The sequence below is a fragment of the Kocuria sp. LUK genome (assembly GCF_021012935.1).
GTDB lineage: Bacteria > Actinomycetota > Actinomycetes > Actinomycetales > Micrococcaceae > Kocuria > Kocuria flava.
Genome location: NZ_JAJMZI010000005.1, coordinates 124,807 through 138,428, shown reverse-complemented (window position 1 = coordinate 138,428; position 13,622 = coordinate 124,807). Strand labels below are relative to the sequence as shown.

12 protein-coding genes are annotated in these 13,622 nt (G+C 76.6%); 11 read left to right on the top strand and 1 reads right to left on the bottom strand.

Features of this window, described 5'->3' with window-relative positions:
- Positions 1–4: 4 nt before the first annotated feature.
- From thrB to LQU92_RS10610, 5 genes are all read left to right on the top strand, one after another.
- Positions 5–967, top strand: a complete 963-nt coding sequence (gene thrB / locus LQU92_RS10630; RefSeq protein WP_230780582.1) for a homoserine kinase — start codon at positions 5–7, stop codon at positions 965–967.
- Positions 968–1,287: 320 nt separating this feature from the next.
- Positions 1,288–3,333, top strand: a complete 2,046-nt coding sequence (rho, locus tag LQU92_RS10625) for a transcription termination factor Rho (RefSeq protein WP_230780579.1) — start codon at positions 1,288–1,290, stop codon at positions 3,331–3,333.
- Between the two features lie 117 nt (positions 3,334–3,450).
- On the top strand, positions 3,451–4,533 hold the full coding sequence (gene prfA, locus LQU92_RS10620; RefSeq protein ID WP_101852060.1) for a peptide chain release factor 1: 1,083 nt from the start codon (positions 3,451–3,453) through the stop codon (positions 4,531–4,533).
- Positions 4,534–4,546: 13 nt separating this feature from the next.
- Positions 4,547–5,416 carry a peptide chain release factor N(5)-glutamine methyltransferase gene (prmC, locus tag LQU92_RS10615; protein WP_230780576.1) on the top strand — a complete coding sequence of 290 codons (870 nt, stop codon included), beginning with the start codon at positions 4,547–4,549 and terminating at the stop codon, positions 5,414–5,416.
- A 12-nt stretch (positions 5,417–5,428) separates the two neighbouring features.
- Positions 5,429–6,502 carry an L-threonylcarbamoyladenylate synthase gene (locus LQU92_RS10610; RefSeq protein WP_230780573.1) on the top strand — a complete coding sequence of 358 codons (1,074 nt, stop codon included), beginning with the start codon at positions 5,429–5,431 and terminating at the stop codon, positions 6,500–6,502.
- Between the two features lie 199 nt (positions 6,503–6,701).
- Here LQU92_RS10610 and LQU92_RS15170 read toward each other — a convergent pair whose 3' ends face one another.
- Positions 6,702–7,682, bottom strand: a complete 981-nt coding sequence (locus LQU92_RS15170) for an NAD(P)-dependent oxidoreductase (protein WP_058859169.1) — start codon at positions 7,680–7,682, stop codon at positions 6,702–6,704.
- 299 nt (positions 7,683–7,981) lie between these two features.
- Between LQU92_RS15170 and LQU92_RS10595 the strand changes: the two genes are divergently transcribed.
- Genes LQU92_RS10595 through LQU92_RS10570 form a run of 6 tightly spaced genes read left to right on the top strand, consistent with a single transcriptional unit; the run spans position 7,982 to position 13,601 of the window.
- Positions 7,982–8,893, top strand: a complete 912-nt coding sequence (locus LQU92_RS10595; protein ID WP_101852064.1) for a glycosyltransferase — start codon at positions 7,982–7,984, stop codon at positions 8,891–8,893.
- The gene (locus tag LQU92_RS10590) at positions 8,890–9,720 is read left to right on the top strand and encodes a glycosyltransferase (RefSeq protein WP_308071621.1); all 831 of its coding nucleotides are present in this window, start codon (positions 8,890–8,892) and stop codon (positions 9,718–9,720) included. Before LQU92_RS10595 ends, LQU92_RS10590 begins: the two co-directional genes overlap by 4 nt.
- Positions 9,721–9,776: 56 nt before the next feature.
- A complete protein-coding gene (locus LQU92_RS10585) occupies positions 9,777–11,660 on the top strand; it encodes a nucleoside-diphosphate sugar epimerase/dehydratase (RefSeq protein ID WP_101852065.1) in 1,884 nt (627 codons plus the stop codon).
- Entirely contained in the window at positions 11,657–12,781 is a 1,125-nt protein-coding gene (locus LQU92_RS10580; RefSeq protein ID WP_230780570.1) for a glycosyltransferase family 4 protein, read from the top strand. The genes LQU92_RS10585 and LQU92_RS10580 overlap by 4 nt, the downstream gene beginning before the upstream one ends.
- Entirely contained in the window at positions 12,778–13,143 is a 366-nt protein-coding gene (locus LQU92_RS10575) for a hypothetical protein (RefSeq protein WP_230780567.1), read from the top strand. The genes LQU92_RS10580 and LQU92_RS10575 overlap by 4 nt, the downstream gene beginning before the upstream one ends.
- Positions 13,140–13,601: an AtpZ/AtpI family protein gene (locus LQU92_RS10570; protein WP_230780564.1), complete on the top strand. Its 462-nt coding sequence runs from the start codon at positions 13,140–13,142 to the stop codon at positions 13,599–13,601. The genes LQU92_RS10575 and LQU92_RS10570 overlap by 4 nt, the downstream gene beginning before the upstream one ends.
- Positions 13,602–13,622 lie beyond the last annotated feature (21 nt).

The following is a 13,622-nucleotide window of genomic DNA, read 5'->3' as shown; positions in this document are numbered from 1 at the left end:
GGGCATGGGCTCGGAGCTGTTCGAGATCGGCCGGCGGGTCGCGGTGACCGTGCCGGCCTCCACGGGCAATGTGGGGCCGGGCTACGACAGCCTCGGCCTGGCGCTGGCCCACCACGACGAGCTCGCCGTGACCGTGCTCGAGGACGGCCTCGAGTTCGCGCTGCACGGCGAGGGCTCCGAGGCCGTGCCGCGCGACGCCGGGCACCTCGTGGTGCGGGCGATGCGCGCCGCCTTCCGGGCGGCCGGGGTCGAGGAGATGCCGGGGCTGCGCCTGGAGGCCCGCAACCGCATCCCGCACGGGCGCGGCATGGGCTCGAGCGCCTCCGCCGTCGTCGCCGGCGTGCTCGCCGCCGAGGCCCTGCTGCCGCCGGAGCGCGCCCTCGGGCCGCGGCGGGTGCTGCAGGTGGCCGCGGCCATGGAGGGCCACCCGGACAACGTGGCCCCCTCCCTCTACGGCGGGCTGGTCATCTCGTGGGCCGACGGCGAGGGGTGGTCCAGCGCCCCCGTGGCCGTGCACGAGGACGTCGTGCCGGTCGTCGCGATCCCCGACTACGAGGTCCCCACCCGGCTGGCCCGGTCGCTGCTGCCGGCGCAGGTCCCGCACCACGACGCGGCCGTCAACGCCGGTCGCGCCGCCCTGCTCGTGGAGGCGATGACCCGCCGCCCCGAGCTGCTGCTGCCCGCCACCGAGGACCGTCTCCACCAGCCCTACCGGGCGGCCGCGATGCCGCCCAGCGCGCGGCTCGTCCAGGGCCTGCGCGAGCGGGGGCTGCCCGCCGTCGTCTCCGGGGCCGGGCCCACCGTGCTGGTGCTCGCGGCCGGGACCGGTGCGGCCGCGGAGGCGGAGCGGGCGGTGGCCGAGCTGACGGCCCCCGACGCCGGCTCCGTCGCGTGGCGTGTCCTGCGCCTGCGCGTCGACGGGCAGGGTGCTAAGCTGGAGGAGCACCCGCAGCAGATCCAGGGGTAGGAGGCCGCGCACCGCGCGGCGAGGACGGCGGGCATCCCGAGGGGCCTCGCCCCGGGCAGATGACCGGCCCACCTCGTCTCCGCACCCCGGACTTCCGGTGACCTCCCGACGACAGCGGATTCCTCGTTGCCGCCGGCACCTCCGGCCCGCACCACGACCGGTCGTGCACCGCATCCTCCGGGTGCCACCTGCTCGCCCAGGCCGCCGCGCCCCCGTGCGCCGCGCCGCAGGCGGCCCGCTCTCGCGGCCCGCCGGGAACCCCATCCACGGTCCTGGACTCTGAGATCCACGGACCCCCCACCGAGGGAGAAGGACACTTCGTGACCGAGACCACCGACCTTTCCACGGGTACGGACGAGACCACCGCCGATCCGCGCAGCGCCGGGCTGTCCGCGCTGAAGCTCGCGCAGCTGCAGGCCCTCGCCTCCCAGCTGGGCATCACCGGCGCCCGCCGGATGCGCAAGTCGCTGCTGGTGGACGCCATCGCGGCCCACCAGCGCGGCGGCGCGGTCGCCGACCGGGACAAGGCGGTCGAGGAGAAGATCGCACGCACCGTCGAGAAGACCGCGGAGAAGGCCGAGACCCGCACCGACGCCCCCGCGGAGACCACCCCGGCCGTCGAGCAGCCCGCCCGCCGCTCGCGCTCCCGCCGGGCCGGCAGCGACGGCGTCGTCGCCGCAGAGGCGCCCGACGCCCCCGCGGAGCGCGCCGCGCAGGAGGGCCCCGCCGAGCAGGCCGCGCCCCGCGGCGAGCAGACCGAGGCCGAGGGCGGCGCCCAGGGCGCGCGCGGCGGCGAGGACCGCTCCGGCGGCGACCAGGACGGCGGTCGCGGGCGCGGCCGGGGCCGCAACCGCGGTCAGAACGGCCAGGACCAGCAGGGCGGGCGCCAGGACAAGGGCGGCCAGGACCAGCAGGGCGGGCGCCAGGACAAGGGCGGCCAGGACCAGCAGGGCGGGCGTCAGGACAAGGGCGGCCAGGACCAGCAGGGCGGGCGTCAGGACAAGGGCGGCCAGCAGCGCGCCAAGGGCCAGGACGGCCGCCAGGACAAGGGCGGCCAGGACGGCGAGGGCGGCAGCCGCCGCAGCCGCCGCAACCGCAACCGCAACGAGCGCGCCGAGCGCAACGACCGCGCCGAGCGCAACGAGCGCCGCAACCGCCGCGGCCGCGGCAGCGGCCCGGAGGTGGACGACACCGAGCTGACCGAGGACGACGTCCTGCTGCCCGTGGCCGGGATCCTGGACGTGCTCGACAACTACGCGTTCGTGCGCACCTCCGGGTACCTGCCGGGCCCCAACGACGTCTACGTCAGCCTCGCCCAGGTCAAGAAGCACAGCCTGCGCAAGGGCGACGCCGTCGTCGGCGCGATCCGCGCCCCCCGCGAGGGCGAGCAGCAGAACAGCTCCCGGCAGAAGTTCAACGCGCTCGTGCAGCTGACCACGGTCAACGGCCGCACGCCCGAGGAGAACAAGGACCGGGTCGACTTCGGGAAGCTGATCCCGCTCTACCCGCAGGAGCGGCTGCGCCTGGAGACCGAGCCCAAGAAGATCGGCCCGCGCGTGGTCGACCTCGTGGCGCCGATCGGCAAGGGCCAGCGCGGCCTGATCGTCTCCCCGCCGAAGGCCGGCAAGACCCTCATGCTGCAGTCGATCGCCAACGCGATCACCACGAACAACCCCGAGGTCCACCTCATGATGGTGCTCGTCGACGAGCGCCCCGAGGAGGTCACGGACATGCAGCGCACCGTCAAGGGCGAGGTCATCGCCTCGACCTTCGACCGCCCCGCCGACGACCACACCACGGTCGCCGAGCTCGCGATCGAGCGCGCCAAGCGCCTCGTGGAGATGGGCATGGACGTCGTCGTGCTCCTGGACTCCATGACCCGCCTGGGCCGGGCCTACAACCTCTCCGCCCCGGCCTCCGGCCGGATCCTCTCCGGCGGCGTGGACTCCGCGGCGCTGTACCCGCCGAAGAAGTTCTTCGGCGCGGCGCGCAACATCGAGAACGGCGGCTCGCTGACCATCCTCGCGACCGCGCTCGTGGAGACCGGGTCCAAGATGGACGAGGTCATCTTCGAGGAGTTCAAGGGCACCGGCAACATGGAGCTGCGCCTGTCCCGCTCGCTCGCGGACAAGCGGATCTACCCGGCCGTGGACGTCAACTCCTCGGGCACCCGCCGCGAGGAGAACCTCCTGTCGCCGGAGGAGATCAAGATCATGTGGAAGCTGCGCCGCGTCCTCTCCGGGCTCGACCAGCAGCAGGCCCTGGAACTGCTCACGAACAAGCTGCGGGACACCCAGTCCAACACCGAGTTCCTGCTGCAGGTCCAGAAGACCACGCTGTCGGTCAAGGCCGAGAACGACCGCTAGCACCCCGCCGCCGCCGCGGCCCCGCCCGGGAAGCCGGACGGGGCCGCGGCGGCGTCGTCGTGCCGGGACCCCGCCGGTCCCGGCCCCACCCGCCGCGTCCCCCAGGAGGAGCGCCCCATGCAGGACCCCATCCAGTCCCTGCTCGACGAGCACGCCGAGCTCCAGCAGCAGCTGGCCGACCCCGCGGTCCACGCCGACCAGGGGCGGGCGCGGCGGCTCGGGCGCCGCTACGCCGAGCTCAACGGCGTGGTCGAGGCCCACCGGCGCGTCGGGCGCCTCGAGGAGGACCTCGGCGCCGCCCGCGAGCTCGCCGCCGAGGAGCCCGAGTTCGCCGAGGAGATCCCCGCGCTCGAGGCCCAGCTCGACGAGGCCCGGGAGAAGCTGCGCCGGCTGCTGATCCCGCGCGACCCGGACGACGGGCGCAACGTCATCCTCGAGGTCAAGGCGGGGGAGGGCGGCGACGAGTCGGCCCTGTTCGCCGGGGACCTGCTGCGGATGTACGTCAAGTACGCCGAGTCCCGCGGCTGGAAGACGGAGATCATCTCCGCGACCGAGTCCGACCTCGGCGGCTACAAGGACGTCCAGCTCGCCGTGAAGTCCTCCGCCACGGACCCGGCCGAGGGCGTGTGGGCGCGGCTGAAGTACGAGGGCGGCGTGCACCGCGTCCAGCGGGTCCCGGTCACCGAGTCGCAGGGCCGGATCCACACCTCGGCCGCGGGCGTGCTCGTCTTCCCCGAGGTGGACGAGCCCGAGGAGGTCGAGATCAGCCAGAACGACCTGAAGATCGACGTCTACCGCTCCTCGGGTCCCGGCGGGCAGTCCGTGAACACCACGGACTCGGCCGTGCGCATCACCCACCTGCCCACGGGGATCGTGGTGGCCATGCAGAACGAGAAGTCGCAGCTGCAGAACCGGGAGGCTGCGATGCGCGTGCTGCGGGCCCGCCTGCTCGCCCACCAGCAGGAGCAGCTCGACGCCGAGAACGCCGCCGCCCGCCGCTCCCAGGTGCGCACCATGGACCGCTCCGAGCGGATCCGCACCTACAACTTCCCCGAGAACCGGATCAACGACCACCGCACCGGCTACAAGGCCTACAACCTCGACCACGTGATGGCCGGGGACCTCGAGCCCGTGGTGCGCTCGGCGATCGAGCTGGACGAGAAGGTCCGGCTCGAGGCCCTCGGCCGGCAGTCGGGCTGAGCGGGGGACGGCGGTGAGCAGATCGCTGGGCCAGGCCGTGCGCTGGGCGGAGCAGGTCCTCGCCGGGGCGGGCGTCGAGTCCGCCCGCACGGACGCGCTGCTGCTGGCCGGGCACCTCCTGGGCCTGTCGCGGGGCGAGGTCGAGGCGCGCGCCGTGATCGGCGCCGACGAGCCGGCGGGCTACGCCGAGCTCGTCGCCCAGCGCGCCCGCCGCGTCCCCCTGCAGCACCTCACGGGGGTCGCCCACTTCCGCTACCTGAGCCTCGCCGTGGGCCCGGGCGTGTTCGTGCCCCGTCCCGAGACCGAGGTCGTGGTCCAGGCGGTCGTGGACGAGCTGCGCCGCCGGCTCGCCGAGGGGGTGCACCGTCCGCGGGTCGTGGACCTGGGCACCGGCTCCGGGGCCATCGCCGCCTCGGTCGCCCACGAGGTCCCGCAGGCCCGCGTGCACGCCGTCGAGCTGTCCGGGGCGGCCCACGCGTGGGCCGCGGAGAACCTGCGCGGCACCGGCGCCGAGCTCGTGCGCGGGGACCTGCGCACCGCCTTCCCCGAGCTCGCCGGCCGCTGCGACGTCGTCGTCTCCAACCCGCCCTACATCCCCGCCGGGGCCGTGCCCCGGGAGCCCGAGGCCCGCGAGCACGACCCCGACCTGGCCCTGTACGGGGGCGGGGAGGACGGGCTCGAGCTCCCGCGCGCGGCCGTGGCCTCCGCGGTGCGGCTGCTGCGCCCCGGCGGGTACTTCGTGATGGAGCACGCCGAGGTCCAGGCCGGGGCCGTCGCCCGGATCCTCGCCGGGGCCGGGTTCACCGGGGTCACCGGCCACCAGGACCTGACCGGCCGCGACCGCGCCACCGCCGGCCGCCGCCCGGACGCCGCCACGAGATAGGAGAATGAGCCCGTGAGCACCACCGTCTACGACTGCAGCAACGTCGCCGAGCGCGCCGCCGGCCTCAAGCACGCCGCCCGGGCCCTGGCCGCCGACGGGTGCGTCGTGCTGCCGACCGACACCGTCTACGGCATCGGCGCGGACGCGTTCTCCGCCCGCGGGGTCACCGGCCTGCTGGCCGCCAAGGGCCGCACCCGCGCCATGCCCCCGCCCGTGCTCATCGCCCACGCCGGGGTCCTCGACGGGCTGGCCGACGAGGTCTCCGAGGACGCCCGGGCGCTCGCGCGCGCGTTCTGGCCCGGAGGGCTGACCCTGATCCTGCACGCGCAGCCCTCACTGGGCTGGGACCTGGGGGAGACCCGGGGGACCGTCGCGCTGCGCGTGCCCGACGACGACGTGGCGCGGGCGCTGCTGATCGAGACCGGCCCCCTGGCCGTGTCCTCGGCCAACCGCACCGGCCGGCCCGCGGCGACCACCGCGCAGGAGGCGGCCGCGATGCTGGGGGAGTCGGTCGAGCTCTACCTCGACGACGGCCCGCGCGGGGAGCCCGGCACCGACCCGGTCGCCTCCACCATCGTCGACTGCACCGGGGAGGTCCCGGTGGTCGTGCGCCAGGGGGCGATCCCGCTCCAGCGGCTGCGGGAGGTCGTGCCCGCCGTGACGGCCGGCGACGAGCCCGCCGCCGTCCCGCCGCCCGGGAGCACCGGGGCGCACGCCGTGGACCCGGCCGCGCACCCCGCCCCGGGGGAGGCCCCGGAGCCCGCGGCCACCCCCGGCACGGACGGTGCCGGCACGGACGGCACCGGCGCGAGAGGTGCCGGCCCCGCGGGCGGGGGACCGGCGCAGCCGGCCGGGACGACGGTCCCGGCCGGGGGCGCCGCGCCGCCGCGCACGCCGGGGCCGGCCGCGGCGGCCGAGGACCAGCACCTCGCCGCGACGCTCGTGGCCCGCTCCGCCGGGGCACCGGCGCCGGCCGTGGACCAGGACCGCGCCCGCCGCGGTCCGCAGGCCCCGGCGGGGCCGCAGCCGCCGCTGCCGGTCGAGGAGGCGGCGCGCCTGGTCGCCCGGGGGCTCGGCACGGACTGAACCGCTCCGGCCGGGGGACCGGCCGGGACCGGAGCCTCCACCCCGGGCGACCGCCCCCGGGCGACCGCCCCGGGGCGGCGCCGACGCCCGGACGGTCCGGGGGCGGCACCGACGGGTGCGGCGCAGGAGACGGCGCACCCGGGGACCGGCGCACGCGGAGCCCGCGCGTCCGGGGAGCCCCGGGGGCCCGTGCCGGGCCTCAGCCCCGGCGGCGGCGCCCGGCGGCGAGGTGGGCCTGGCGCAGCACCTCGCCGATGCGCGGCTCCGGGACGGCGTCGTGCTCCTCGGCCCAGCCGCGCGCCTGCCGCTGGCCGAACCAGGTCACCTCGAGCCGGCGCACGAGCCCGTGCCACCGGTGCCCGGCCAGGGCCGAGAGCCCGAAGGCGGTGTCCACGACCAGCCGGCACAGGGGCGCCGGCAGCCGCAGCGGCTCCCGCCGCCCGGCGTCGCGCAGGATCGAGGCCGTCGTCGCCCCCTCCCAGGGCTGGAGCACGACCGGCGGCAGCGTCCCGGCGTGGCGCCCCGCGCGGGAGGTGAACTCGGCCAGGGCGTGCACGGAGGTCACCGGGGTGTGCGCCGTGCCGTCCCCGGCCACCGAGCTGACCGGCGAGGACGCGAAGCGCACCAGGCGGGCCGTCGTGCGCCGCCCGGAGCCCTGCACGGAGGTCGCGCGCAGCACGGTCACCCCCGGCGCGTCCGGGTCGTCGACCCAGTCGCGGCGCAGCTTCAGCAGCGCGCTCTCACCGAGGGCCTTCGAGAAGGAGTAGGGGGAGAAGGGCCGCACCGTGGGCGTCTCGTCGAGGACGTCGACGTCGCCCTGCACCGCCGCGGAGCTGACGTGGAGGACCCGGCGCACGCTCGTGCGCCGGGCCGCGAGCGCGACGAGCACGGGCAGCAGGGCGTTGGCCCCGATCAGCGACTCCTCGTGGCGCTGGTCCGGGGCCGCCAGCCCGGCGGCGTTGAGCACGACGTCGGCGCCGGCGAAGGACTCCGCGAGGTAGTCCAGCACGGACTCGAGCCGGCCGGCCTGCTGCAGCAGGTGGTGGACCGTGTGCGCCCCGGAGGCCAGCCGCGGCGCGGCGACGGGGACCACGCGCTGCCCGTCGGCCTGCAGCCGGGCCACGGTCGCGGAGCCCACGAACCCGGTCGCTCCGAGCACTGCCCAGGTCCTCGATGTCACGGTGCCTTCCTTCCTGCCGGCTGCGCCCGGCCGGCGGCGGTGCCCGGGGGCGCCGCCGTCGGGTCCGGATCCTTGCGCTCATCGTACAGACCGGCCCCGGCCCGGACCGGGACCCGGGGCCGGGGCCGCCCGCCCCGGCCGGACGCGGGCGCCCGGCCCGGGCCCGCCCGCGGCGCCGTGCCGCTGCGGACGAGGTCCCCGCCCGGTCCTGGCGGGGACGCCTTGCTAGACTCGGCCGGGCTCCCCGCCCCTCGGGCCCGCACCCCCGCGGCCCGCCCCGCACCCCTGGAGGACCCCGCATGCCGTCGAAGCCCGCGCCGACCGTGGCGGTGGCCTGCGTCACCCAGGACCGGCCCGAGGACGTCCTCGCCCTCGTCGCCGCCCTGCGCGAGCAGACCGTGCCCGTGGCCTCCCTGTGCCTCGTCGACGCCGGGCGCGAGGAGGTCCCGCGGGAGCGGCTCGAGGCGGCGGTCGACGGGGCGTTCCGGCTCGAGCACGTGCGCTCCCTGGCCAACCTGGGCGGGGCGGGCGGCTTCGCGCTGGCGATCCTCACGGCGCTGGCCACGGGCGCCGAGCGGGTGTGGCTCATGGACGACGACGCCCGGCCCGTGGACCCGGGCTGCCTCGCCGTGCTCCTCGAGGAGGCGCAGGCCCGGGAGCTGTCCGTGGTCTCCCCGCTGGTCGTGGCCCCCCAGGACCACGGGGCGCTGGCCTTCTCCTACCGGCTCGGGGGCCGGCTCACCCGCTCCCGCGCCGCCCTGGAGCCGCTCGGGTTCCTGCCCGGCTACGCCGCGTTCTTCAACGGCGCCCTCGTGGCCGAGGACGTCTTCTTCCGCATCGGCCTGCCCGACCTGCGGCTGTTCCTGCGCGGGGACGAGGTCGACTTCCTCGTGCGCCTGCGCCGGGCCGGGGTGGCCTTCGGCACGAGCACGCGCACGGCCGTGGCCCACCCGCCGGGCTGGGACGAGGAGCACGAGGTGCTCCCCGGCCGGCTGAAGGTCGTGGTGCCGGGCACCGCGTTCAAGCGCGCGCACTTCTTCCGCAACCGCGGCTGGACGACGTGGCACTACCGCCGCGTCGTCCAGCTCGGCGCCGACCTCGTCGGCTACCCCCTGCACTACCTGCGCCGCGGGGACCTGCGCGGGCTGGCCGAGACGGCGGCCCGCTACGCCGAGGGCATGCGCGGGCGCGGCTTCGGCGGGCCGCGGTGAGCGGGGCGCCGTTCTCGGTGCTGATGCCCGTCTACCGGGGCGACACCGCGCAGCGGGTGCGCCGGGCGGCGGAGTCCAGCACCGTCGAGCAGCGGCGCCGGCCCGCCGAGCTCGTGATCGTGCGCGACGGGCCCGTGCCCGCTCCCGTCGAGGCGGAGCTGGCCCGGCTCGAGCGGGAGCTGCCCGTCCCGGTGGTCCGGGTCGACCTGGCGGTCAACGCCGGGCTGACCGCCGCCCTCAACGCCGGGCTCGCCCGGTGCCGGCACGAGCTCGTCGCCCGCGCCGACGCCGACGACGTCTCCTACCCCCGCCGCTTCGCCGTGCAGCTGCCGCTGCTCGAGGCCGGGGCCGACCTCGTGGGCTCGTCGATGCACGAGATCGGCGACGACGAGACCCGCCCGCTGGCCCTGCGCCGGGCCCCGGTGGGGGAGCGGGACATCCTGGCCGTCTCCCGCCACCGCAACCCCGTCAGCCACCCCACCGTCGTGCTGCGCCGCTCCGCCGTCGAGGCCGTCGGCGGCTACGAGGACGTGCCGCTCGCGGAGGACTACTGGCTGTGGGTGCGGATGCTGCGCGCGGGCGCCCGGGTCGCCAACGTGGCCGAGCCGCTCGTGGGCTACCGGGTCTCGGCCGGCTCCTACGAGCGCCGGGGCGGGATGCGGGTCTTCCGGGCCGAGCTGGCGCTGCAGGCCCGCCTGCGGGGGATCGGCCACGTCAGCTCCCTACAATGGGTGCGCAACGTCGTGGTCCGCGGCGGGTACCGCTTCGTGCCCACCCGGCTCCGGGAGCTCGCCTACCGGACCATGGTCGGCGCCCCCCGCCGCTGACCGGCCGTGCCCGCGCACCGAGCGGCCGGCGGCACCGACCACGAAAGGAACGCCCCATGAGTGGTGAGCCCGAGCGACCCGCGCCCCCCGCGGTGACCGACCGGCCCGCGGCGTGGCTGTGGATCCAGATGCTGCTCGACTCGGCCGCGTGGGCGGTCGCCCTCGTGCTGGCCCTCGTGCTGCGCTACGAGATGAACCTCCAGTTCATCTCGGTGCCCGGGCTGCTGGTGGTCTCGGCGGTCGCCGTCGCCGCCCAGCTCGTCGTCGGCTTCTCCTTCGCCCTCTACAAGGGCCGCTACTCCTTCGGCAGCTTCGACGAGGCCAAGCTGCTCGTCGTCGTGACCCTCATCGTCACCGCGGTGCTGCAGGTGCTGCTGCTCGTGGTCGGCACGGCCATCGGCATCCCGCGCTCCACCGCCCTGATCGCCTTCCCGTTCGCGTGCCTGTTCATGGCCGCCTTCCGCTACCTGAAGCGGATGTACCAGGAGGCCTCCGCCCGCCCGGGGGCCGCCGCCCAGCAGGTCGTCGTCTACGGCGCCGGGCGGCTCGGCACGTTCCTGGTCCAGCGCATGATGCAGGACCCCCGCTCCGAGTTCCTGCCCGTGGCGCTGCTCGACGACGACCCCGCCAAGAAGCACCTGCGGATCTCCTCCGTGCCCGTCCTGGGCACCCTGCACGACGCCCGCGAGGTGCTCGCCCAGACGCGCGCCTCGGTGCTGATCGTGGCGATGTCCACCCCGGACCCGCAGATCATGCGGCGGGTGTCGGACGCGGTCGCCGGCACCGGCGCGCGCGTGGTGACCATGCCCCCGCTGGGGGAGGTCCTCGCCAACCGCAACCGGGCCGTGGACTTCCGCGACATCAGCATGGAGGACCTCATCGGGCGCCGTCCGGTGGACATCGACGTCGAGGAGATCGCCGGCTACGTCCGCGGCCGGCGGGTGCTCGTCACCGGCGCCGGCGGGTCCATCGGCTCGGAGCTGTGCCGCCAGCTCGTGGGCTTCGAGCCGGCGGAGCTGATCATGCTCGACCGCGACGAGTCCGCCCTGCAGGCCACGCAGATCTCCATCACCGGCCGCGGGCTGCTCGACGGCGAGGACACCGTGCTCGCCGACATCCGCGACCCCGAGACCCTCACCGCCGTCCTGGAGCGGCGCCGCCCCCACGTGGTCTTCCACGCCGCCGCCCTCAAGCACGTCTCGCTGCTCGAGCAGTACCCGGACGAGGCCTGGAAGACCAACGTGCTGGGGACCCTCAACGTGCTGCGCGCCGCCGAGCGCGCCGGCGTGGAGGTGTTCGTGAACATCTCCACCGACAAGGCCGCCAACCCCACCACGGCCCTGGGCCACTCCAAGCGGGTCGCCGAGAAGCTCACCGCCTGGATGGCGGACCGCACCGGGCGCCGCTACGCGTCCGTGCGCTTCGGCAACGTCTTCGGCTCCCGCGGCTCCATGCTGCCGCTGTTCACCGAGCAGATCCGCCAGGGCGGGCCCATCACCGTCACGGACCCCGAGGCCACCCGCTACTTCATGACCATCCCCGAGGCCTGCCAGCTCGTCGTCCAGGCCGGGGCGATCGCCCGCGGCGGCGAGGTGCTGATCCTCGACATGGGCGAGCCCGTGCGCATCATGGACATCGCCGAGCGGCTGCGGGTGATGAGCGGGCGCGAGGACGTCGAGATCGAGATCACCGGGCTGCGCCCCGGCGAGAAGCTGCACGAGGACCTGATCGGGCTCGGCGAGCAGGACGAGCGGCCCTTCCACCCGAAGATCTCCCACGCCCGCGCCGACCGGCTCGACCCCGCCCAGCTCGACCGGCACACCTGGAAGGTGCGCGGCGGGATGGTCTACACGGGCACGATCCCCGTGGTGCGCGCCTCGACGCAGCCCCCGCCCACCTCCGTGCAGCGGCCCCGCAGCTCCTCGGGGAGCGCGTCGTGAGCGCCGCCGTGCACGCCGCGGCCGCGCTGCTGCCCGCCGCGGGCCCCGACCTCACCGACCCCGGGGCCCCGCCCGACCCGCAGGAGCTGCTGCTGCTCGGCCAGCTCGTGCTGGGCGTGGGCCTGCCCGCGCTCGTGCTCGGGCTCCTGCTGCCCTTCGCCGTGCGCCCGCTGCTGGCCCGCTGGGGTGTCGTGGACATCCCCGGGGAGCGCTCCTCCCACCAGCACGAGGTGCTGCGGGGGATGGGCCTGGCCGTGGCCGCCGCGGTCCTGGCCGCCTACGGCCTGGCCCTGCTCACGGGCACCGTGGAGGTCGACCGCTCCGTGGCGCTCGTGGTCCTGGCCGTCGCCGGGCTCGCCGCGGCGCTGGGCTGGGCCGAGGACTACCGGGGGCTGTCCGTGCGGGCCCGCCTCGCCGCCCAGCTCGGGCTCGGGCTGGCCGCGACCGCGGTGCTCACCGCCGTGCTGGGCACCTCCGTGTGGTGGCTGCCGGTGGGCACCCTCGCGGTCGCCGCGTACGTCAACATGGCCAACTTCATGGACGGGATCAACGGGATCTCCGGGCTGCACGGGCTCACCGCCGGGCTGCTCTACGCGTGGGCGGGGGCCTCCAACGACCTCACCTGGATGACCGCCGCCGGGCTGGCCGTGGCCGGGGGCTTCGCGGGGTTCCTGCCGTGGAACCTCGGGCGGGGCACCGTCTTCCTCGGCGACGTCGGCTCCTACCTGCTCGGCGGCTCGCTCGCCGGCATCGCGGTGGCCGCGTTCCTCTCGGGCGTCTACGTCGAGTACCTCCTGCCCCCGCTGGCCGTCTACGTCGCGGACACCACCGTGACCCTGCTGCGCCGCGTGCGCGCCGGCGAGGTCTGGTGGCGCCCCCACCGCCGCCACGTCTACCAGCGGCTCACCGACACCGGGCTCAGCCACCTGGGCTCCGCCCTCGTGGTCGCCGGGGCCACCGTGCTCGTCTCGGCCGCCTCCCTGCTGGGCCTGCGCGGGGGCACCACCACGACCGTGCTCGCCGGGGCCTTCGCCCTCGCCGTGCTCGCCGTCTACCTGACCCTGCCCGAGCTCCTGGCCCGCACGGCGCGGGCCCGCCGCGGCCGGGGCGCCCGCGCATGAGCGCGGCCCTGCTCAGCGCCCTGGCCGGGGCCGGGCTGGTGGCGGCCGTCGCCGCCCTCACCCTCGCCGTGACCGCCCTCACCGCCCGGGCGGCGACCCCCGTCGCGGCCCCCGCGCTGGCCGCCACCTACGTCCTGAAGGTCCTCGTCCTGGGCTGGGTGCTGCTCACCGTCCCGGCGCCGGAGGCCCTCGAGCGCCCGTGGTTCGGCGCGGGCGCGGCCGCCGGCGTCGTCGGCTGGCTCGCCGCGGCGGCCGCGCTGGCCGCCCGCTGGCACCGGCGGGCCGGCGCGGCCCGCACCGCCGCCCGGCCCGCCGGGACCGGACCCGACCCCGACCCCGACCCCGAGGGAGCGAGCCCGTGACCCACCCCCAGGACCCCGGCCGCGGACCCGGCGACGACCCCGGGCGCGACCCCGGGGAGCGCATCCCCGGGGACCCGGCCGCCGGGCCCCCGCGCCGCACCCCCGTGCCCGGCGGCGGCCCGGACGGCGCCCCCGGCCGGACGGGGGAGAGCCCACGGACGGGGCGCGGGCTGCGCACCGCCGGGCAGCTCGTGGAGGGCGGCGGAGCCGCCGGGGCCCTGGCGACACTCGCCTACGTGGTGATCGGGATCGGGTTCTGGAGTTTGGTAGGGTGGGGTGCGGATCGCGTGCTGGGAACCCGGTGGATCGTGGTCCTGGGAGCGAGCATCGGCGCCGCCTCCGGGATCTACGTCGTGTACCTCCACATGCAGGCGGCGCTCCGGCGCGACAAGACCTCCGGCGGAGCTGATCCTCACCACCCGCACCAGTCCGGCCCGGACTCGGCGCCCCGACCGTGACACCCGGCCAGAGCACTGCAG